The sequence below is a fragment of the Amycolatopsis magusensis genome (assembly GCF_017875555.1).
GTDB lineage: Bacteria > Actinomycetota > Actinomycetes > Mycobacteriales > Pseudonocardiaceae > Amycolatopsis > Amycolatopsis magusensis.
Genome location: NZ_JAGGMS010000001.1, coordinates 5,732,606 through 5,755,099, shown reverse-complemented (window position 1 = coordinate 5,755,099; position 22,494 = coordinate 5,732,606). Strand labels below are relative to the sequence as shown.

General features: G+C 72.6%; 11 protein-coding genes. 4 read left to right on the top strand and 7 right to left on the bottom strand.

Annotated elements, in window-relative coordinates; genetic code table 11:
- Nucleotides 1-4: 4 nt before the first annotated feature.
- Together JOM49_RS25585 and JOM49_RS25580 are read right to left on the bottom strand one after the other, a co-directional pair.
- On the bottom strand, nucleotides 5-937 hold the full coding sequence (locus JOM49_RS25585; protein WP_209666776.1) for a glutamate cyclase domain-containing protein: 933 nt from the start codon (nucleotides 935-937) through the stop codon (nucleotides 5-7).
- A 31-nt stretch (nucleotides 938-968) separates the two neighbouring features.
- The gene (locus tag JOM49_RS25580) at nucleotides 969-1,106 is read right to left on the bottom strand and encodes a hypothetical protein (RefSeq protein ID WP_209666775.1); all 138 of its coding nucleotides are present in this window, start codon (nucleotides 1,104-1,106) and stop codon (nucleotides 969-971) included.
- Nucleotides 1,107-1,319: 213 nt separating this feature from the next.
- Here JOM49_RS25580 and JOM49_RS25575 point away from each other — a divergent pair, with 213 nt between their 5' ends.
- Both JOM49_RS25575 and JOM49_RS25570 read left to right on the top strand, forming a co-directional pair.
- Nucleotides 1,320-1,865: a 2-oxo acid dehydrogenase subunit E2 gene (locus JOM49_RS25575; protein ID WP_308158864.1), complete on the top strand. Its 546-nt coding sequence runs from the start codon at nucleotides 1,320-1,322 to the stop codon at nucleotides 1,863-1,865.
- Between the two features lie 90 nt (nucleotides 1,866-1,955).
- Nucleotides 1,956-2,414, top strand: coding sequence for a hypothetical protein (locus JOM49_RS25570; protein ID WP_209666774.1), 459 nt, complete (start codon nucleotides 1,956-1,958; stop codon nucleotides 2,412-2,414).
- 166 nt (nucleotides 2,415-2,580) lie between these two features.
- On the opposite strand, the gene JOM49_RS25565 is transcribed toward JOM49_RS25570, so the two are convergent.
- Nucleotides 2,581-3,309 carry a GbsR/MarR family transcriptional regulator gene (locus JOM49_RS25565; RefSeq protein WP_209666773.1) on the bottom strand — a complete coding sequence of 243 codons (729 nt, stop codon included), beginning with the start codon at nucleotides 3,307-3,309 and terminating at the stop codon, nucleotides 2,581-2,583.
- A gap of 241 nt (nucleotides 3,310-3,550) precedes the next feature.
- On the opposite strand from JOM49_RS25565, the gene JOM49_RS25560 reads away from it, so the two are divergent.
- Nucleotides 3,551-4,837, top strand: coding sequence for a serine hydrolase domain-containing protein (locus JOM49_RS25560; protein ID WP_209666772.1), 1,287 nt, complete (start codon nucleotides 3,551-3,553; stop codon nucleotides 4,835-4,837).
- Nucleotides 4,838-4,887: 50 nt separating this feature from the next.
- Here JOM49_RS25560 and JOM49_RS25555 read toward each other — a convergent pair whose 3' ends face one another.
- Complete coding sequence (locus tag JOM49_RS25555; protein WP_209666771.1) at nucleotides 4,888-5,331, bottom strand: ester cyclase; 444 nt, start codon at nucleotides 5,329-5,331, stop codon at nucleotides 4,888-4,890.
- A 104-nt stretch (nucleotides 5,332-5,435) separates the two neighbouring features.
- On the opposite strand from JOM49_RS25555, the gene JOM49_RS25550 reads away from it, so the two are divergent.
- Entirely contained in the window at nucleotides 5,436-6,047 is a 612-nt protein-coding gene (locus JOM49_RS25550) for a TetR/AcrR family transcriptional regulator (protein WP_209666770.1), read from the top strand.
- An 82-nt stretch (nucleotides 6,048-6,129) separates the two neighbouring features.
- Here the strand turns inward: JOM49_RS25550 and JOM49_RS25545 are convergent, their stop codons facing one another.
- The 3 genes from JOM49_RS25545 to JOM49_RS25535 are packed head-to-tail and all read right to left on the bottom strand — an operon-like array spanning nucleotide 6,130 to nucleotide 22,484.
- Nucleotides 6,130-6,327: an MbtH family protein gene (locus JOM49_RS25545; protein WP_209666769.1), complete on the bottom strand. Its 198-nt coding sequence runs from the start codon at nucleotides 6,325-6,327 to the stop codon at nucleotides 6,130-6,132.
- 15 nt (nucleotides 6,328-6,342) lie between these two features.
- Nucleotides 6,343-7,572, bottom strand: a complete 1,230-nt coding sequence (locus JOM49_RS25540; protein WP_209666768.1) for an MFS transporter — start codon at nucleotides 7,570-7,572, stop codon at nucleotides 6,343-6,345.
- Nucleotides 7,569-22,484 (bottom strand): non-ribosomal peptide synthetase, encoded by a 14,916-nt coding sequence (locus tag JOM49_RS25535; protein WP_209666767.1) that lies wholly within the window; start codon nucleotides 22,482-22,484, stop codon nucleotides 7,569-7,571. Before JOM49_RS25535 ends, JOM49_RS25540 begins: the two co-directional genes overlap by 4 nt.
- Nucleotides 22,485-22,494: the final 10 nt, after the last annotated feature.

Sequence of the window (22,494 nt, the reverse complement as noted above, 5' to 3'; positions counted from 1 at the left end):
GCGGTCACCGCGCGGCGATGGCGGTCGACGCGATCCGGTGTACCGCTTCGATGATCCCGACGTGCTCTTCGAGGGGCAGCCGGTCGATCGTCATCTGGAGCTGACCGGGACGGTCGACCCGGCTGTCGTCGATCGCCTGTCCGATGTGGACGGCGGCGTCGAGGATCGCGTGCTCGGTCCGCGCGGTGAAGTGCTTGAGCAGCTGGGGCGCCAGGTCGGGGCGCAGCGCCGCCAGGGCGCCCAGCAGGCCGTAGGCACCCCAGTTCGCGACGCCGGCGACGATCGCGTGCTCCGCCACCGTCGTGGCCGCCACCAGCGGCCCGTTGGGGATGTCCTCCTCCAGGATCCGCCGCGGCAGCTTGCCGAGGCCGATCTCGTTGCCGCCGTCACCGATGCCGATGGTCGTCCAGGGCGCCGTCCAGCCCTCGTCCTCGTAGAGCAGGTCCAGCGCCGCGGTGTCCCCGGAGATGTCCCACCCGTGCTCGCGGTGGGGCCGGCCGTCGGAGCCGAGGGAGCACCGCTCGATCGCCACCAGGTGGGTGAGCGGGTGACCGGCGCGTTCGAGCCGATCGCGGAGACCGCGCACCGCCGCGTCGTCCACGGCGACCACTTCCAGGTCGACCGGGTGCGGAAGCACCTTGGTCACCGCCCAGACGGCCTTGGCGCACGGCGCGTCGGTGATCACCGTGACGGGCACGCCTGCCTCGCGCAGACCGGCGGCGAGCTGCCCCATCCCGTTGAGCCCGTCGGTCTCCGGCGACGGCGGCTCGGCGTGCCGGACGAAGAAGCCGCAGATGACGCCGACATGGGGCGCGGGGTGCTCGGCGATCGACCGCGCGGCCCGTCCCAGATCTCCCTCGGCGGCTTCGACCAGGCGCCCGATGTCGCGCCGCACCGTCCGCCCCACGACCTTCTCGATCTCGTCCACAGCATTCATATACGTAACGTATATTTAAGTCGCTCCCCCGTCAACACGCAGAACTCAGAACGGCGCCGCCGCCCGCATCCAGCCGGTTGCGGGCCTCGATCTCCGCCGCGGTGCCGGGAAACAGGATGTCGGCGCCGCTGTCGGCCATGCCGTGGGCTTCATCGACGACCGGGCGCATGGCCTCGTCGTAGGCGGGCAGCGCGACCGCGGGGTCATCGCCCGCCGCGGTCGCGTTGCCGCGCGAGCGTCGCGGCGCCGATCATGGCGAGACTGGTGCCCATCCCGGAGAAGAACGACGCGCAGTAGGCTGCGTCGCCGACCAGGACGGTGCGCCCCCGGTGCCAGCTCTCCAGGCGGATCTGGGGTGTCCTCCGCCTTCACCGCCCCGCACGTGACCACTGACACCCCCTGGCCCTGGTCGCCCGCGCGTACCTGCGCGCGCTGGCCCGGACGCCCATGGCCACCGCGCGCTGGGACGAACAGCGCCCAGGAGATCGTCATCCCCACCGGGATCGCGCTGGGTATCGCCGCCGCCACCCCACGAGGGCTGGTGGTGCCGAACATCAAGGACGCCCACACCCTCGGCCTGCTCGATCTCGCCGTCGCGATCAACGACCTCGCCACCACGGCACGGGCCGGGAAGACCGCACCGGAAGCGATGACCGGCGGCACGACGACCATCACCAACGTCGGCGTCTTCGGCGTCGACACCGGGACGCCCATCCTCAACTCCGGAGAGACCGCGATCCTCGCCGTGGGCGCGATCCACCGTCAGCAGTGGATCGTGGCCGACGGATCCGGCGAACGCATCGAACCCCGGTCGATCCTGCAGCTCGCCCTCTCCTTCGACCACCGGGTCATCGACGGGCAGCAAGGTTCGGAGCTCCTGGCCGGCACCGCGGCGCTGCTGAGCGAACCGGGACTCGCGGTGTTGTGACCTCTCAGCCCCCGGGCCGCCGCCAGCGCCTCTCCCCTGCCTCCGTCGTACACTGCGCCGTCCCGGACGTCCGACGGAGGAAACGCCACCATGAGATCCGGTGCCCCGAACAGCTCCTACGGCTATCCGGGCCATCCGATGGGCATGGACATGCCCGGACTGTTGAGGGGTGCGCGAGTACTCCTGTTCGTCATGGGTGGCATCCAGCTCACCGTCGGTGTGCTCGTCGGCAGCCTTTTGGCCGGCATTGTCGCCAACGCCGGCGGCGGCATCGCCGATGTGGTTCCCACCGTCAGTGTGCTGCTGGGCCTGGGTGCGCTGTCGATCATCCTGGGAACGAGATTCGCCACCGGCGGCGGAGGTGTCCGGGTCACCACGATCGTGTACGCCTCGCTGATGATCGTGGCCTGCCTGGGCGGCCTGGGCCTCGGGGGCGGCTTCGGCCTCATCTTCACGGGCGGGCCGCTCATCGGGCTCGCCTGCGGCGGCATCATCCTGGCGTTGATGGTCACCGCACAGGCCGGCGCCTGGTTCAACCGCCCACGGTAGGCACTGAGCAGCACCGCTCGCCCAGCGATCCGCGCCGCGCGACGCGCCTCATCGAGTCCGCTGCCGTCGTGGCAGAGAGAACCGTCACGTGGGAATGACTACGGAGCAAGATCCGAGTAGACCCGGTAATTGTCGATCCGGCCGTCGGCGTCGAGGTGCCAGACGGTCAGCGGGTGGATTTCCGGGGGCGGGCGGCGGAGGTTCGGCGCCAGTCTTCGGCCGCGTGGATCAGCACGCGGCTCACGTGCTGGAGGAACTGGCTCATGTCCTGGAGGCGGGCACCGGCGGGGGTGGCGGCACCGAAGCTGTCGGAACCCTGGCGGACGGTGTCGGCCAGCGCGAGGTTGGCACGGACGCTGTTCAGCCACGCCCGGTACCAGACGTGGTCGTCGATGACGTAGCGGTCCCGCCGTCCCCGGGCGTCACGTTCGCGCTTGATCAGATCCTGCGTTTCGAGGTCCCCGATGGCCTTGGAGACCGACGCCGGGCTGACCCGGAGCCGGTGGACGAGTTCGGCGGCGGTGAGGCTGCCGGTGTCGGTGGCGTACAGGCAGGCGAGCACCCTGGCCGTCATCCGCGGGAGGCCCGTCCCGACCATCAGCGCGGTGAACCGCTCTTCGAACTGGTGCACCACCTGGGGATCACGGCCGTAGGCTGCGACGCCGGCCGGGGCCGCCTTGACCGCGGTCGGCCCGTTCCGGCGCGCCCTCCCTTCGGTCGCTCGATGGGCCTGGTCGGCCCGGTAGGTAGCGCGTCCGCCGTTGCGAGCCACCTCGCGGCCGATGGTGGACACCGGCCGCGACAGCCGCCCGGCGATCTCGGAGTAGGTGAGCCCACCGGCCAGCCCGTCCTCGATGTCCCGGCGGTCCTCGCGGGTCATCCTGCTACCCGGCATCCTGCGCACCTTCCACCGCTTGGCCACCTACCTCATTCACACGCACATCATGGCAAATAGTCCCTCACCGACACCACTTGCATTCACTGGCAGATCCATTGCAAATAGCCAGCTCAACGTTATTCCACTGCGAAAACCCATCTCCTTTTACTTGACGGGATGATGAATGCAAATTAGCTTTCGCTTCGTCATGAAGGGGGCGGCAGACAGTCGCATTTCCCCTCGCGCACAAGGAGAAGAAGTGACCAGATCCCTGCCTGTCCCGCCCAGGACATTCCGTGCCCGCGCGCCCCTGGCGGGCATCATCCTGCTCGTTTCGGCGGTGGCGATGGGGTGCGGCGACAACGGCGGCGAAGCGGCCGTCACGACGGAGGCGGAGGTCGCCCCGGCGGCCGTCTTGGCGGAGAACCTGGCGACGGTGCGTCCCGGCAATGCCGCCGTTCAGCAGGCCATGAACCGGGCCGTCGCCGAAAACGGGGTGCCCGGCATGGTCGCCGAGGTCCTCGAAGGCCACCGAAGCTGGTTCGGCAGGGCCGGGGTGGCCGACACCGCGACCGGTCGAGAGCAAGATCCGCGCGAGCGGATCCGCATCGGCAGCGCCGCCAAGGCGTTCACCGCCACGGTCGTGCTGCAGTTGGAGGCCGCCGGAGAGCTGGACCTCGACGACAAGGTGGAGAAGTGGCTGCCCGGCCTGGTCCGCGGCAACGGCAGCGACGGCCGCGAGATCACCATCAGGCACCTGCTCAACCACACCAGCGGCATCTTCAACTACGGCAACGACGCGGAGATCGCGAAGACCGGGCAGGCCTTTTTCGAGCACCGCTTCGACAGCTACACCCCCGGGCAACTGGTGGAGGTCGGCCTGCGCAACCCGCGCTACTTCGCCGAACCCGGTGACGGCTTCGTCTACTCCAACACCGGCTACATCCTCGCCGGGATGATCATCGAGAAGGTGACCGGCAATACGCTCGCCGACGAGATCCGGCAGCGGATCGTCCTCCCGCTCCACCTGGAAGGGACCTACCTGCCAGGCGAGGAAGTGGAGATACGCGGGCCCCACCCACGGCACTACTCGACACTGTTCGTGAACGAGCCCGGCGCCCAGGTCTACGACGTGACCGAGCAGAACGTGTCCTACGGCTGGGCGGCCGGTGGCATGGTCTCCACGGTCGAGGACGTCACCCAGTTCACCCGGGACCTGCTCCAAGGACGAATCCTCCCACCCGCCCAGCAACGGGAGATGTTCACCATGGTCCGGACCGTGGTCAAGGACCCCGCCACCGGCACCGAGATCGAACCCTGGATCTCCGGCACCACCTACGGCCTCGGCGCCTGGTCCTGGACACTGGGGTGCGGGCGGGAGGTCTGGGGCATCGGCGGCGCCATCAGCGGCGCGATGACCTTCTCCTTCGGCACCCGCGACGGAAAACTCCTGGTCGGGCTCGGCATGAACACCGACCAGATGACCCCCGACCTCACCACGGTCCGATCCGTACTCGAGGCGAAACTCTGCCCGGCCGGTCCCTGACCAGCAAGCCCGCCACCGGAATCCCGTCCCCTCTGCGCCGAGGCCGCTGATCAGCTCCGGTGCGGAGGGCGGGCCGGCACACGGGCCAACTGGTCGCGCATCGCGTCTTCGTCAAGCAGTGCCCAGTGCTCGAGGATTCGGCCGTCGCGGACGCGGACCATGTCCAAGCCGAGGACTTCGTAGCGTCGGCCGGAGTCCGTGGCGGTGCCCCGGATGGTGTACCGGTTGACGGAGGTGTCACCGGAGACGACGTTCTGCTCGATCGTCACCGACACGTCGTGGAACGCGCTGCTCGCGCTCATCTGCTCCCACTTCTGCCGCCAGGCTTCGCGTCCCCGATGATCGCCCTGGGTGCCTCCCCGGTGGTCGACGACCTCGGGGTCGATCAGCTTCAGCGCGTCTTCGAGCCGGCCTTCCAGGACCTGCGCGTAACTCTCGACGCAGCGCCGGTGAATCTCCCCCGGCCCCGGGTGCGCGGTGTCTTCCTGCGACATGCGGAATCTCCTCTGGTGCGAATACCTGAGGCACAAGTGGGGAACTCCCCACTTGTGCGGCTCGGCTACCGTACCGGGGAAGTCCCCGATTAGCCAGGAGGGTCATGTCCTCGCAGAGCGCCGGACCTGCGCCGCGTCCGGCACCCCAGCGTCGTCGCGCGGACGCCCAGCGCAACTACGACCTGCTCGTGGCCGCGGCCAGGGACGTCTTCCAGGACCAGGGCGTCGACGCCCCGCTCGACGACATCGCCCGCCGGGCCGGCGTCGGCAACGCCACGATGTACCGGCACTTCCCGACCCGTCGCGAACTGATCATCGCCGTCTACGCCGAAGAAGTCTCCGAGCTCTGCGCCCGGGGCGATTCCCTCCTGGCCGAGAACTCTCCCGGCGACGCCCTCTTCGACTGGCTCCAGGACTTCATCGCCCACGTGGCAGCCAAACGGGAACTGGCGCTGTCGATCACCGATGACCGCACCGGCCGGCGCCCCGCGTTGTTCGACCGCTGGCACCACTCGATGCACACAGCCGCGTCCGCACTGCTGACCCGCGCGCAAACCGCCAGTGCTGTCCGCGCCGACCTCACCGCGGCGGAACTTCTGGCCCTGGCCAGCGGGATCGCCCTGGCCACCACCGACGCCACTCAAGCAGAGCGACTCGTCCTCCTGGTCAGACAGGGCACGGACGCTTCCTCGACACCAGACGACAGCATCCGCTGAAGCTCTCCAGGCAACGGTGACCGGGAAGGGGCCCTTCGCCGCGGGTGATGCGGTGAAGGGCCCCTTCCCGGTACTGAAGCACCTACTCGGCCGCCATGCGTTCGCGCAGGCTGCGGGGGCGCATGTCGGTCCACACCTCGTCCACGTGGTCCATGCACTCCTGGCGCGTGCCGGTGGTGCCGTCGGGGCGCCAGCCCGCCGGGACCTCCTTGTCGGCGGGCCAGAGCGAGTACTGCTCCTCGTCGTTGACCAGGACCTGGAAGGTGGTGTTCTCGTCCATCGTGCTTCCTTTCTGTTATGAGCCGGGTGTTCCTTCGAGTTCGCGCGGCCGGGCCGTGGCCCGCAGCGTGCCGCTCGTGGTCGCCAGGAGGGTGACCACCGCGATGGCGCCCGCGCACACGAGCACCGCCGTGGTGCCGGGCAGGGCTTCGACCAGCCAGCCGCCCAGCGCGGGGCCGAGCGCGGCGGCCAGGCCGCCGGTCACCCCGAGCACCCCGCCGAGACGGCCGCGCAGTTCGTCCGGGGTGGACAGCAGCTGGTAGGTGCTGATGGCCGTGTTCGCGGCCGGGGGCAGGAAGGCGATGGCCGCGAACAACACGCCCATCAGGTAGCCGCTGTGCACGAAGACCGCGAGCGGGGTCAGCGCGGTCAGCGCCCAGAACACCCCGGCGACCACCAGGTACGGGTTGAGCTTGCGGTGCAGGTACGGCGCGGCCAGCGCGCCGAGGATGCCGCCGGCGCCGAGCATGGCCGCCATCACGCCGATCTCGCCCGCGGGCACCCCGCGGTCGTTCGCCAGCACGATGATGACCAGGTAGTAAGCGGAGAAGAACAGGTTGAGGCCGACCACGCACAGCGTCGTGACGCGCAGCCCGGGTTGGCGCCAGACCCACCGCAGCCCTTCGGCGATCTCCCGGCCGAGGTGCGCCGGAGGCCGCTCCGCGGGCGCCTGCCTGCCGGGCAACCGGACGAACAACAGGGAAAAGAACGCGAAGACGTGCGTGAGCGCGTCGAAGGCGAACGGGACCAGCCGCCCCACGGCGAACAGGAAGCCGCCGAGTGCCGTGCCCGAGAGCTGTCCCGCGCTGGTCCTCGCCGAGTTCAGGGCGACCGCCGCGGGCACCTGCGCGGTGGGCACCAGCCCGGGCAGGCTCGCGTCCTCCGCCGGTTCGAACAGGGCGCGGCACACGCCCATCACGACGGCCACCGCGACCAGCAGCCCGACGCCGCCTGCCTGCCACCACAGGGCGAGCACGAGCCCCGCGGCGGCCACCGCCTGCGCCGCCTCGCAGGCGAGCATGATCCGCTTGCGTGGCCAGCGGTCCACCAGAGCCCCGGCGGGCAGGCCCGCGACCAGCTGGGCGATCGCGACCGCGCCGACGACGAGCCCCGACTGGGCGGCGGACCCGGTGATCGCCAGCACCAGCAAGGGGAAGGCGATCATCGTGGTGCTGAACCCCGCCTCGGACACCACCTGCCCGGTCCACAGGAGCCGGTAGTCGCGGTTGCGCCCGAGCCGGGTCACGGGCGGTCACCCCGGCAGTCCTCGGCGATGGCGCGCAGGGCGTCGGCGAAGTCGGTGGCCACGGCCGTCACGGTGGCGCGTCCGAGCAGCTCGGGCTGGTGGAACCAGGAGAACTCGAGCCGGCCGTCCCGCACCCCGCCGACCACTTCGAGCACGTGCGGCGGCCGGTTCGCGGGGTCCTGCTCACGCCCGATCGGCGGGTGCGCCCGCAGGTAGAGCCCGGTCCCGTCACCGGCGTGCTCACCCTGCCCCAGGTAGTTGAAGGCGATTTCCGGGTGCTCGCCGCCGAGGCCGGGGTTCCGGAAGCAGCGCAGGGCGCCGTAGCCGAACCCGTTGCCCGGCACGGCTCGCAACTGCCGCCGGACCGCCTTCACCAGTTCTCGCCAGCCCGCCGCCGGATCGACCGTGAGCGCCACCGGGAACAGCGTGGTGAACCACCCGACGGTCCGGGACAGGTCGGCGCCGTCGAGGATTTCCTCCCGCCCGTGGCCTTCCAGGTTGACCGCGACGGACGGGGCTCCGCTCCAGCGGGTGAGCGCACGGGCCAGCGCGGCGAGCAGGACGTCGTTGATCCGCGTGCGGTAGGCGCCGGGCGCGGAGTGCAGCAACGCGTCGGTGGCCCGCTCGTCGACGTCGACGGTCACCACCTCGGGCGGCCCGGGTGGCGCGCCGGTCCGGTCGCGCGGGACCGCGAAGCCGGGCAGTTCCCGTTGCCAGTGCTCGGCTTCGGCGTCCAGGCCGCCGGTCTCGACGAACTCACGCAACCGCAGTGCCCAGTCCCGGAACGAGGTCGTCTTCGGCCCGAGGTCGGGCTTCTCCCCCGCCTCGATCTGCCGGTACGCCCGTTCGAGGTCTTCCAGCACGATGCCCCACGACACCGCGTCGACGACGAGGTGGTGCGCGGCGAGGAACAACCGCGGGTTCTCCCCGGCGGTGGGCTCGGTCAGCAGCGCGCGCAGTTGCGGCGGGCGCGCGAGGTCGAAACCGGCCTGGGCCTCGTCCGCCGCGAGCTCGAGGTCCTGGGCGGGCACCACCCGCAACGGGACGGCCTCCTCGGGCGGCGCGTTGTGCTGGCGCCACCCGTCCCCGGTCCGCTCGAAGCGCAGGCGCAGGGCGTCGTGGTGGGTGGTGACGGCGTCGAGTGCCTGCCGCAGCGCTTCGAATTCCACCGGTCCGGCCAGCTCGATGAGCACGGACTGGTTGAAGTGCGCCGGGTTGGCCGGTTCGGAGTCGAAGAACCACCGCTGGACCGGGGTCAGCGGTACCTCGCCGACGACCGCCTCGTCGTCCTCACCGGCGACCGTGGCCGGTCCGGTCGAGGTGACCACGGCCGCCAGTTCGGCCACCGTCTGGTGGGTGAACAGGTCCCGGGAGCGCATCGCCAGCCCGGCCTGCCGGGCGCGGTGGACCACCTGGATGCTGAGGATCGAGTCGCCGCCGAGGTCGAAGAAGTTGTCGGTCACGCCGACCCGGCCCAGGCCGAGCACTTCGGCCCACAGCTTCGCCAGCAGTTCCTCCCGCGCCGTGCGCGGGGCGACGTGCTCCGCGGTCGCCATCGCCGAGAAGTCCGGCTCCGGCAACGACTTCCGGTCCACCTTCCCGTTCGCCGTCATCGGCACGGCGGTCACCGGGACGAACGCCGAGGGCACCAGGTAGTCCGGCAGCGTGTCGCCCAGGTGGGCGCGCAGGCCTTCGGTCTCGCCGACGACGTAGGCCACGAGCCGCGCGTGGCCGTCGGCCCGGTGCGCGACCACGACGGCGTCACGCACGGCCGGGTGCCGCCGCAGCGCCGCCTCGATCTCCCCGAGTTCGACGCGGAACCCGCGGATCTTCACCTGCTCGTCGGTGCGCCCGAGGAAGCGCAGCTGGCCGTCGGCCGTCCACCGCACCACGTCACCGGTCCGGTACATCTGGCTCCCCGGAGCGCCAAACGGGTCCGCGACGAACCGGTCCGCGGTCAGCCCCGGCCGGTTCAGGTAACCCCGCGCCAGGCCGAGGCCGGTGACGTACAGCTCCCCTGCCGTGCCGATCGGCACCGGCCGCAGCGCGGCGTCCAGCACGTGCACCGCGGTGTTGGGGATCGGCCCGCCGATCGGCGGAGTGCCGCCCGGCACCAGCGGCCCGCTCCACGCGGTGACGATGGTGGCCTCGGTCGGGCCGTAGGCGTTGATCATCCGGCGGCCGGGTGCCCACCGCCGCACCAGCTCCGCCGGGCAGGCGTCGCCGCCCGAGATCACCGTGCGGAAGTCCGGCAGGCCGATCTCCGACATCGTCGCCAGCGCCACCGGCGGGATCAGCGCGTGCGTGACCCGGTGCCGCCGCAGGACGTCGGCGAGCGCGGTACCGAGCACCGGGCCTTCGGGTGGCACGACGAGCGCCGCCCCGGCGGGCAGGGACAGGCACAGCTCCAGGACCGACGCGTCGAAGCTCGGCGAGCTGAACGCCAGCACGCGGTCCCCGGGGCGCACGACGCAATGCTCGATCGCGGCGGCGGAGAAGGACGCCACTCCCCGGTGCGGGACGACGACGCCCTTGGGCCGCCCGGTCGAACCGGAGGTGTAGATCACGTACGCCGGCTGGGCCGGGTCGATCGGCACGCCGAGGTTCGTGTCCGCCTCGTGCGCCGGGTCGAGTTCGGTGTCGACCACGAGAACCGGATCGGCGTCGGCCAGCATGAACTCGATGCGCTCGGCCGGGTAGCCGGGATCGACCGGCAGGAACGCGGCGCCGGTCTTGGCCACGGCCAGTTCGGTGACCACGAGCGCCGTCGAACGCGGCAACCGCACGGCGACGATCCGCTCCGGACCGGCGCCCCGCCGGACGAGCAGGCGGGCCAGCCGGTTCGCCCGCGCGTTCAGCTCCCCGAAGCTGAGCGTGCCCTCGTCGGACAGCAACGCCGGGGCGCCGGGTGTGCGGGCGGCCTGGGCTTCGACCAGCTGCGCCAAGGACGCGGGCTCGACCGCACGCGCGGTGTCGTTCCACGTCCGCAGCCGGTCGAGTTCGGCCGCGGGCACCAGTGGCAGGGTGGCCATCGGCCGGTCCGGGTCGGCGACGAGCACGGTGAGCAGGGTGCGCAGGCGGTCCACCAGGCGGTCGATCGTTTCCGCGTCGAACAGGCCGGTGTTGTAGTTGACCGCCCCGTGCAGGGCGCCGTCGTCCTCCTCGAACTGCACGAGCAGGTCGAAGGAGGCCGATTCCGCGGGCAGCGCCACCTCGCCGGCGACCAGCGTGCCGCCGCCGGGCCGGTCGCCGGTGTTCTGCAGCACCACCATGGCCTGGAACAGCGGGGTCCGGCTCGGGTCGCGCACCGGCTGCACCGCGTCCACCACCCGTTCGAACGGCACGTCCTGGTGGGCGAAGGCGTCGAGCACGGTCTCCCGCACCTGGGCCAGGAACTGCCGGAACGACCGCCGGCTGTCCACTGTGGAGCGCAGGGTCAGGGTGTTGACGAAGAAGCCGACGAGGCGGTCCAGCTCGGCCCGGTCACGCCCGGCCGTGACGGTGCCGACGGCGACGTCCTCCTGCCCCGCCCACTGCGCCAGCAGCACCTGGCAGGCGGCCACCAGCGTCATGAACAGGGTGCCGTTCTGGGCTCCGGCCAGTGCCCGCAGCTTGCCCGCGACCTCGGCGGGCACCTCGAACCCCTGCCACCGCCCGTCCGTCGTGCGCACCGCCGGACGCGGCCGGTCGGTGGGCAGTTCGAGCGGGGCGAGTCCGGCGAGCCGGTCCCGCCAGTGGTCCAGCAGCCCGGTCACTTCGGCGCTGTCCAGGTGTTCCCGTTGCCACGCCGCGAAGTCCGCGTACTGCACCGGCAGCGCGGGCAACTCCGGCTCGGCGCCTCGCGCGAAGGCCGCGTAGCAGGTGTCGAGTTCGGCGGCCAGCACCCCGGCCGACCAGCCGTCGGTGACGATGTGGTGCGCGGCGAGCAGCAGCACGTGCTCGCCTGCCGAGCTCCGGAACAGCCGGGCGCGCAGCAGCGGGCCGGTGCTCAGGTCGAACGGCCGCAGGGCCTCCCGCGCCAGTGCGTGCTCGTCGAAGTCCTCGACCGGGAGGTCCACCGGGCCGGGCTCGTGCACGTACTGGACACCGCGTCCGTCGACCGCGCCGAACGTGGTGCGCAGGGACTCGTGCCGGGCGACCAGCGTGTCCAGCGCCCGCCGCAGCGCGCCGAGATCGAGGTCGCCGCGCAACAGCAGTGCCGTGGGCGACAGGTACTCGGTGCTCCCGCCGGCGAACTCGTCCAGGAACCACAGGCGCTGCTGGGAGAAGGAAAGCGGCAGGGCGCCGTCGCGCGCCACCACCGGGATCGGCTGCGCGCTCGCCCGCCGGTCCGGCATCGCGGCGGCGAACCCCGCCGGTGTCGGCGCGGTGAACAGCGCCCGCGGCGAGACCTCGACGCCGAACTCGGCCCGCACCCTGGAGGTGACGCGCATGCTGAGGATGGAGTCACCGCCCAGCTCGAAGAAGCTGTCGGTCACCCCCACCTCGTCGAGCTTGAGCACGTCGGCCCAGATCCCGGCCAGCCTGCGTTCGGTGTCGTTCCGCGGCGCCACGTACTCCTGGGCGGTGTCCCGGCCCGGCGCGGGCAGGGCCCGCCGGTCGAGCTTGCCGTTGCGGGTCAGCGGGAGCACGTCGAGGGTGACGAACGCCGACGGCACGAGGTGGTCCGGGAGGCGGTCCCGCAGCCAGGCACGCAGCCCCTCGCTGTCGCCGACGACGTAGGCGACCAGCCGCCCGTCGCGGGCGGCGACCGCGGTGTCGGCGACCGCCGGGTGCCGCCGCAGCACGGCCTCGACCTCACCGGGCTCCACCCGGAAGCCGCGGATCTTGACCTGGTCGTCGACGCGGCCGAGGTAGTCGAGCCGCCCGTCCCCGGTCCAGCGGACGCGGTCGCCGGTCCGGTACATCCGGCTGCCCGGCGGGCCGAACGGGTTGGCCTGGAACACCTTCGCCGTCAGGCCCGGCCTGCCGAGGTAGCCGCGCGCGAGCTGGACCCCGGCGAGGAACAGCTCCCCTGGCATCCCCACCGGCACCGGCTCGCCCGCCGGGTCCAGCACGTACGCCCGCAGGTTCGCCAGTGGCCGCCCGATCAGCGGCCGGTCCCCGGTCACCTCGGTGTGGACGGAGTCGACGGTCACCTCGGTGGGGCCGTAGTAGTTGTGGCAGGTGACGCCCGAGGCGGCCAGCTCGCGCCACAGCGCCTCACCGGTCGCTTCCCCGCCGACCAGGACCGTGCCGGGCCGGGGGTCGCCGCTGAGCAACCCGGCGGCCAGCAACTGCTGCAGGTGCGCCGGGGTCAGGTCGAGCAGGTCGAGCCGGTGGTCCCGGACGTAGCGCACGGTGGCGCCGGGGTCGAGCCGGGTGTCCTCGTCCAGCACGTGCAGTTCGTGGCCGTCGATCAGCGCGAGCAGCCCCTCCCACGAGGTGTCGAACGACAGCGAGGCGGTGAGCCCGACCCGCTGCCGCGGCCGGTCGAGGAACACGCGGCGATGCGCGGCGAGCATGTTCATCAGGCCGCGGTGGTCGATGACGACGCCCTTCGGCTTGCCCGTCGACCCCGAGGTGTAGATGACGTACGCGGCTGTGTCCGCGCTCGCCCGCCTCGCTTCCGGCGCGGGAGCCGCCGGTGGCTCCGGTGCGCCGCCCAGCACGACGACCGGGCGCGCGTCGTCCAGCAGGAAGCGCACGCGTTCCTCCGGGAGACCGGCGTCGATCGGCAGGTACACCGCGCCCGCCTTGAAGATCGCCAGTATCGCGATGACGGCTTCGGCCGAGCGCGGCAGCAGGACCGCCACCACCCGTTCCGGGCCCGCTCCCCGCGCGACGAGGTCCTGCGCCAGCCGGGTGGCACGCGCGTCGACCTCGGCGAAGTCCAGGGCCGTGCCCCCGAAGACGAGCGCGGTCTCGTGCGGGATGCGGGCGGCGGTCGCTTCGAACACGTCCAGGACGGTGCCCGCGGGAACGTCGATCGACGTACCGGTCCCCATGGCCAGCAGCTCCCGGCGCTCGCCGGTGGTCAGCGGCGAGAGCGCGGCGAGGGAGCACCGGCTGTCGGCGGCGATGGCCCGGATGAGCGCGGCGAGCTGGCCTGCCAGCCGCCGGGCGGTGGCCGCGTCGAACAGCTTCGGGTCGTAGGACAGTTCCAGGCCGAGCCGGTCGTGCAGGTAGGCGGTCAGGTTCAGCGGATAGCTGGTCGTGTCGAGCGAGTCGACCTCCACCACGCGCACGCCGTCCTGCCCGCTCTCCTCGATCGGGTAGTTCTCGAACACCACGACGCTGTCGAACAACGCGGTGCCCGCCGGCACGTCCGCGAACTGCTGCAGCCGCGACAGGGCGAGGAAGTCGTGCCGTCGTGCCTCGGCCTGGTCCGACTGCAATTCACGCAGCCAGTCGCCGACCGGCTGTCCACTTCGGACTTCGACCCGGGTCGGCACCGTGTTGATGAACATCCCGATCATCGCCTCGACCCCGGCGAGGTCCTCCGGACGGCCGGAGACGGTGGTGCCGAACAGGACGTCGGATTCGCCGCTGTGGCGCGCGAGCAGCAGCGCCCACGCGCCCTGCACGACGGAGTTGACGGTCAGTGCCGCCGCCTTGGCCGCCTCGTGCACCCGCGCGGAGTCCTGCGGGGAGAGCTCGACCAGCACCGCTTCCGCGGATTCGGCGCGGTGGGCTTCAGCGGGCTTGCGGTCGTAGGGCAACGGGGTCGGCGTGGTGAACCCGGCCAGCGCCTGCCGCCAGTGGTCCTCGGCCACCGCGTGGTCCTGTTCGGCGAGCCAGGCCAGGTAGTCGCGGAACGGCCGCCGGGGCACCAGCCGGGCGGCCCGGCCGCCGACGATCGCCGCGTACTGCTCGCAGACCTCGCCGAACACCTGCGCGGTGCTCCAGCCGTCCAGCAGGACGTGGTGGGAGGTCCACAGCAACTGGACCTCGTCGTCGGTGAGCCTGCCGATCGCCAGGCGCATCAGCGGCGGCGCGGTCAGGTCCATGCCCGCCGCCAGATCGGCGGCCATCAGGTCCGCCAGTGCGGCCTGCTGTTCCTCCGGGGTGCGCCCGCGCCAGTCGTGGTGTCCGACCGGCACCCGAACTCCACGGTGCACTCGCTGCAGCGGCTGTTCGACGCCGTCCCAGACGGTGCTGGTGCGCAGGATCGGGGTGCGGTCGACGACGCGCTGCCACGCCTCGGCGAGCGCCACCGGATCGGCCACCCCGGCCAGCCGCAGCCGGAACTGGTCGAAGTAGGCGTTCGAGTCGTGGTCGACCAGGCTGTGGAACACCATGCCCGCCTGCAGGGGCGTGAGCGGGTAGATGTCCTCGACCTCCGCCACGGCCGGGCCGGTCCCGGCCAGGCGATCGACCTCGGCCTGGCCGAGCCGGGCCAGCGGGAAGTCCGACGGCGTGCGCCCGCCGGCTCCGGCGCAGTGCGCGACGATGCCGCGCAGCGCGTCGAGCATGGCTTCGGCCAGCGCCTCGATCGTGGCCCGCTCGTGGACCTCGGTGGAGTACTCCCAGCTCAGGTGCAGCTGCCCGGCTTCGACGACCCCGACGACGTCGAGCAGGTACGGCCGGGTGCTTCCGGGGGCGAGATCGTGCCCGATGTCCTCGCCCCGGCCCCGGTACCAGCCTTCGCCGGGGCCGCCGACGTCCCAGCGCCCGTGGTAGTTGAACGAAATCCGCGGCACCGGGTCGTCGCGCAGCGCGGCGCCCGGCGCGTCCGGCGGGCTCAGGTGACGCAGGGCCTCATAGCCGGCGCCCTTGTCCGGCACGGCGCGCAGTTGTTCCTTGACCGACTTCAGCACCTCGCCCCAGTCACCGTCGGGCAGGGTCAGCGCGAGGGGGTACTGGGCGGTGAACCAGCCGATCGTGCGGGACAGGTCCAGCGGCGCGGCGAGTTCCTCACGGCCGTGGCCCTCCATGGCGAGCACCACGCGCGGGCGTTCCGTCCACCGGGCCAGCACCCGGCCGAGCGCGCTGAGCAGCACGTCGTTGACCTCGGTCCGGTAGGCCGCCGGCACGTCGTGCAGGAGCGCGGCGGTCTCGGCCCGGCCAAGCGAGGCCGAGACCGCCCGCGCCGTCGCCGCGGTGTTCCGGCCGGAGCGGTCGAGCGGGAGGTCCGTGCGAACGCCGCGGAGCGAGTCCTTCCAGTACTCCGCCTGGTCGTCGAGGTGTCCCGATCGGACGTGCTCGGCCAGCGACCGGGCCCAGTGGGTGAACGAGGTGCCCACCGGTGCCAGCGGGTTGCCGTGGTAGGCCCGGTCCAGGTCGGCCAGCAGGATGCGCCACGACACGCCGTCCATCACCAGGTGATGTGCGGTGAGGAAGAGCTGGGGCGCGCGGTCGGCGAAGGTGAACAGCACCGCCCGCCACACCGGGCCGTCGACGATGTCGAGCGACTCCTGCGCCCGCAACGCTTCGGCGTGCATCACCGCGGGCACCTCGCCGGCCGCGTCCACATCGGACAGATCGACGTGGCGCAGCACCTCGGCGGGCTCCGGATCGGCCGGTTGCTGCTGCCAGCCACCCCCGGTGGCGGAGAACCGCATGCGCAGGGCGTCGTGCCGCTCCGCGACGCGGTGCAGCGCCGCGTCCAGCGCCGGTACATCCACTGTGGAGAGTACGAGGTGGACGGACATGGTCAGCCGCCACGGCCGGTCCAGCTGCTCGAACAGCCAGGACTGGATCGGCCCGAGCGGCGCGGGCCCGGCGGGTTCCACCGGCGCGGGCGCCGCGGGCGCGCCCGTGGTGACGACCCTGGCGAGGTCGGCGATCCGCTGGTGCTGGAACAGGTCCTTCGACGACAGCGTCAACCCGGCCTGCCGGGCACGGGCGACCACCTGGATGCTGAGGATCGAATCGCCGCCGAGGCCGAAGAAGTTGTCCTCGACCCCGACCCGGTCCAGCCCGAGCACCGCCGACCACACCTCGGCGAGGGTGGTTTCCACCTCGGTGCGGGGTGCCACGTACCGGGTTTCGGCGCGGGCGCCGGGTTCCGGGAGCGCCCGGCGGTCGAGCTTGCCGTTGGCGTTGAGCGGCAGTTCCTCCAGCGGCACGAAGATCGCCGGAACCATGTGTGCCGGCAGTGCATCGGCGAGGAACTCCCGCAGTGCGGTGGTGCCGGGCACGGGTCCGGTCAGGTACGCCACCAGCCGGCGGGCGTCCCCGGTCCCGTGGGCGAGGACAGCGGCCCCGCGCACGTCGGGGTGCGCCAGCAGCGCGGCCTCGATCTCGCCGGGCTCGATGCGGAAACCGCGGATCTTGAGCTGCTGGTCGGCCCGGCCCCGGTACTCCAGCTCACCGTCCGCGGTCCACCGCAGCAGGTCACCGGTGCGGTACATCCGCCCACCCGTCGCCCGACCACCACCCCTGGTGGAGCCGCTTCGCGCCGCTGCGTCGCCCGGCGCGCCGAACGGGTCGGCGACGAACCGCGACGCGGTCAGGCCCGGCCGGTTCAGGTAACCCCGCGCCAGGCCCGCGCCCGCGACGTACAACTCCCCCGTGACGCCCGGCGGCACCGGTTCGAGAGCGGTGTCGAGGACATAGGTGCGCAGGTCGGGGATCGGCACGCCGACGCCGCCGGTGCCGTCCCCGTCGAGCACCCGGTGGGTCACGTGCACGGTGGTTTCGGTGATGCCGTACATGTTCACCAGCCGCGGACCGTCCGGGTGGCGCCGCAGCCACCCGGCGAGCCGGGACGGGTCCAGCGCCTCCCCGCCGAAGACCACGTAACGCAGGTTCAGCGGCGGCGACGGCAGCGCGCTCAGCTGGTAGAACGCCGAGGGCGTCTGGTTGAGCACGGTCACCCGCTGCTCGGCCAGCAACGCGAGGAAGTCCTCCGGTGAGCGGGCGGTCTCCTGCGGCACGACGACGAGCCGGCCGCCGTGCAGCAGCGCGCCCCACAGCTCCCACACCGAGAAGTCGAAGGCGTAGGAGTGGAACAGCGTCCACACGTCCTGCGCGCCGAAGCCGAACCAGGGCTCGGTGGCGGAGAACAACCGCGTCACGTTGGCGTGCGGGATGAGCACACCCTTGGGCACGCCGGTGGAGCCGGAGGTGTAGATGACGTAGGCGGTGGTGCCGGGATCGACCCGCACGCCGGGGTCGGTGTCGGGCCACTGTTCGGCAGCAGCGTCCTCCACGACGCACACGGGCCGCGCGTCGGCGATCATCGCCTCGATCCGCGCCGCCGGGTAGGCGGGATCGATCGGCAGGTACCCCGCGCCCGCCTTGAGCACAGCGAGCACGCCCACCACGAGATCGGCCGATCGGGGCAGCCGCAGGGCCACGAGCCGTTCGGGTCCCGCGCCCTCGGCGATCAGGCGGTGAGCGAGGCGGTTGGCCCGCCGGTCCAGCTCGCGGTAGGTCAGCTCGGTGGTCCCGCTCGTCACCGCCACCGCGTCCGGGGTGCGCACCACCCACGCGGCGAACGACTCCGGCAGCGCCGGGGCGGACCGCGGCTCGGCGGTGCCGTTCCACCGCGACACCACGAGTTCGCGCTCGGCGGCGGTGGTCCAGGGCAGCCGGCTCAGCGGCTGTTCCGGGCTGCTCACGATGCCTTCGAGCAGGGTGCGCAACCAGCCGGTCAGCCGCTCGACGGTGGCGGCGTCGAACAGGTCGGTGTTGTAGTTGACCACCGCGTCGAGCCGCCCGCCCGTTTCCTGGAAGTGCACGGCCAGGTCGAACCCGGCGGTCACCACCGGCGGTGCGAGTTCCTCGACGTCGAGCCCCGGCATGGCGGGCCGGGCGCCGGGGGTGTTGTGCAGCACCACCATCACCTGGCACAGCGGGGTCCGGGAGGTGTCGCGTTCGGGCTGCAGGTCGTCGACGATCCGGTCGAACGGGACGTCCTGGTGGGCGAAGGCGTCGAGCACGGTGTCGCGCACGTCGCCGAGGAACTCCCCGAAGTCGCGTCGCAGGTCCACTGTGGACCGCAGCACCAGTGTGTTGACGAAGAAGCCGACCAGGTCCTCCAGTTCGGTGCGCTCACGGCCGGAGACGACGGTGCCCACGGCGACGTCGTCCTGGCCGGACCACCGGGCGAACAGCAGCTGGCAGGCGGCGAGCAGCGTCATGAACAGGGTGCCGCCGTGCTGGTGGGACAGCTCCCTGAGCCGGGCGGTGGTGCCCGCCGGGACGCTGAACTCGTGCAGGGCGCCGTTCGTGGTGCGGACCGCCGGACGCGGCCGGTCGGTGGGCAGGTCCAGCACCGGCACCCCGTCGAGCCGGTTGCGCCAGTAGCTCAGCTGTTCGTCGAACCCGGTGCCGTCGAGGCGGCGGCGCTGCCAGACCGCGTAGTCGGCGTACTGCACGGGCAGTACGGGCAGCGCCGCTTCGCCGTCGCGCCGGAAGGCCGCGTACAGCGCGGCCAGTTCACGCAGCAGCACGCCCGCGGACCAGCCATCGGTGACGATGTGGTGCAGCACCAGTGCGAGCACGTGGTCACCGGGGGCGAGGCGGGTGAGCGCGACCCGCAGCAACGGGCTGGTGTGCAGGTCGACCGGGCCCAGCGCGGCGGCCAGTGCCGTGTCCAGGTCGCCGTCGGCGACGGGGACTTCCACGGCGTGAGGCGGGTGCACGAGCTGCACTCCGTGCCCGTCGACCGTGGCGAAGGTGGTGCGCAGGGATTCGTGCCGGGCCACCAGCGCGGTGAGCGCCCGGTCGAGCGCACCGGTGTCGAGGTCACCCCGCAGCCGCAGGACGGTCGGTGAGACGTACTCGGTGCTGCCCGGTTCGAACTCGTCGAGGAACCAGAGTCGTTGCTGGGCGAAGGAAAGCGGCGCTTCGAGGAGCCCGCCGTCGCGGGGCAGCACCGGGATCGGCTCGCGCGGCGGCCCCGCGGCGGGCAGTTGCGCGGCCAGCTGGGCCGGGGTCGGCGCGGTGAACACGAGCCGGGCGGGCACGTCGGCGGCGAGCGCGTCCCGCAACCGCGCGACGACGCGGATGCCGAGCAGGGAATCGCCGCCGAGATCGAAGAAGTTGTCCTCGACACCGACGCGTTCGACCTTCAGCACCTCGGCCCAGACCTCGGTGACCAACCGCTCGCGCTCGTCGCGCGGGGCCACGTACCGGGTGGAGGTGGCCGGGCCGGGGGCGGGCAGGGCTCGCCGGTCGAGCTTGCCGTTCCGGGTCAGCGGCAGCCGGTCGAGGGTGACGAAGGCCGAAGGCACGAGGTGGCCGGGCAGGGTCCCGGTCAGCGCGGCCCGCACCTCGGCCGGGTCGGCGTCGCCGACGAGGTAGGCGACCAGCCTGCCGTCGTGCGCGACCACGGCGGCGTCACCGACTCCCGGCTGCGCGCGGAGCGCGGCCTCGACCTCGCCCGGCTCGATGCGGAAACCCCGGACCTTCACCTGCTCGTCGGTGCGGCCCAGGTGTTCCAGGTGCCCGTCCGCGGTCCAGCGGACCCGGTCCCCGGTGCGGTACAAACGGGCGCCGGGTGCGCCGAACGGGTCGGCGGTGAACCGGTCCGCGGTCAGGCCGGGGCGGCCGAGGTACCCGCGGGCGAGCTGGACCCCGGCCAGGCACAACTCCCCCGGCAGGCCCGGCGGGACCAGTCGCAGCCGCTCGTCGAGCACGTAGGCGCGCACCCCGCCCAGCGGGCGGCCGATCCGCGGCCGGTCGCCGGTCACCGGGGCGCAGGTGGCGTCCACTGTGGACTCGGTGGGGCCGTAGTAGTTGTGGGCGCTGGTCCCGGCGGCGGCCAGCTCGCGCCACAGATCGGGTTCCAGTGCCTCACCGCCGACCATCAGTGAGCGCGGGCGGTGGGCGCCGGTGAGCAACCCGGCGGGCAGCAGCTGGCGCAGGTAGGACGGCGTGACGTCGAGGAAGTCGATGCGCTCTTCGCGCACGTAGCGGGTGAGGGCGGCCGGGTCGAGGCGGGTCTCGTCGTCGACCAGGTGCAGTTCGTGCCCGTCGGCCAGCAGCAGCGGGCCTTCCCACGAGGTGTCGAAGGACAGGGTGGCGGTGAGCGCGACGCGCAGCCGTTCGCCGGCGAACACCGCGCGGTGGTTGGCGAGCAGGTTCACCAGTGCCGCGTGCTCCACGACGACGCCCTTCGGCGTCCCGGTGGAGCCGGAGGTGTGGATGACGTAGGCGGCGTCCGCCGGGTGCGGGCGGACCGGGCACGCTCCCCCGGCCGGTGCCGCGGTGTCCTCCAGCACGAGGTCCGCGTCCGCCAGCAGGACCCGGAGGCGCTCTTCCGGCAGTCCCGGATCGACCGACAGGTGGACCGCGCCCGCTTTGAGCACGGCGAACAACGCGACGATCGCTTCGGCGGTGCGGGGCAGCAGCACCGCGACGACCCGGTCCGGGCCCGCGCCCCTCGTGGCCAGGTCCGCGGCGAGGGCGTCGGTGCGCGCGGCCAGTTCGGCGAAGGTGAGCCGGGTGCCGCCGCAGACCAGTGCGATGGCCTCCGGCCGGGTCCGGGCCTGGTGGTCGAGCAGGTCGACGATGGTGCCCGCGACTTCTCCTGCCGGGCTGAGCTCGCCCCGGCCCCACGCCAGCACCTGCCGCTCGTCCGCCTCGGTGGTCAGCGCGAGGTCGTCGATCCGGCGGGCCGGGTCGGCGGCGACCCCGGCCAGCAGCCGCAGGAGCGCGGTGAGCAGCCGGTCGACCGTGCCCTGGTCGAACAGTTCGGTGCTGTACTCGACGAGCCCGGCCAGGCGGCCATCGGACTCCTCGAATTCCACGGTGAGGTCGAAGTTGGCCGAGTCGCGGGCCACCGGGGCCGGTTCGACGGCGAGCCCGGGCAGCGACGGACCGGCGCCGGTCGCGGTGTGCAGCAGCACCATGACGTCGAACAGCGGGTTGCGCCCGGGATCGCGTCCGGCGTGCACCGCGTCGACCAGCTCGTCGAAGGGCACGTCGTCGTGGGCGAAGGCGTCCAGCACGGTCTGCCTTGCCACGGCCAGGTGCTCGGTGAACGGCACCGCCCGGTCCACGGCCGAGCGGAGCACCACGGTGTTGACGAAGAACCCGACCATCCGCTGCAGTTCCGGCCGGTCGCGGCCCTGCACCACGGTGCCGAGCGCGATGTCCTCCTGGCCGGTGCAGCGGGCGAACAACGCCTGGCAGGCCGCCAGGAGCACAGTGAACAGCGTGGTCTCCGAAGCCCGCGCCAGCTCGGCCAGTCCCGACGCGACCTCCGCGGGGACGGTGAACTCGGTGACCGCACCGGCGGTGCCGCGGGTGGCCGGACGCGGCCGGTCCGTGGGCAGCTCCAGCGGCACCACATCGGCGAGCCGGTGCTTCCAGTGCTCCAGCCCCGCCTGCCGGGCCGGGCGGGCGTGCTGCCAGGCGGCGAAGTCGGCGTACTGCCGGGGTTGCGGCGGCAGGGCGGCACGGTCGCCGTCGCGGTAGAGCAGGCCGAGTTCTTCGGTGAGCACGCCCATCGACGCGCCGTCGGTGGCGATGTGGTGCACGCTCACCAGCAGCACGTGCTCGGCCGGGCCGAGGCGGGCCAGCAGCGCGCGCAGCAGCGGCCCGCGGGTGAGGTCGAAGGGCCGCGCGTACTCGGCGCGCAACACCGCCTCCAGCTCCCCGGCCGCGACGTCGGCGATCGGCAGGGCGACCTCGTACGGCTGACCGATGAGCTGCACGGGCTCGCCGTCGACCTCCGCGAAGGTCGTGCGCAGCGGCTCGTGCCGGGCGACCAGTGAGCGCAGCGCCGCGGCCAGTGCCCCGGTGTCCAGCTCGCCGGTCAGGCGGAGCGCGAACGCGCTGTTGTACTCCGGGTCGTCCGGCCGCAACCGGGCGAGGAACCACAGCCTGCGCTGGGCGGAGGACAGCGGCAGTGGGCGGGAACGGTCGGCCACCGGGATCTCCGGTGCCGGCCCGGCCGTTCCCGCCATCCGCGCGCGCAGCGTCTCCCGCAGGTGGGCGGGCAACGCCGCGATGCGGTCTTGTCTGGAGGAGGTCATGGGGGTGTGT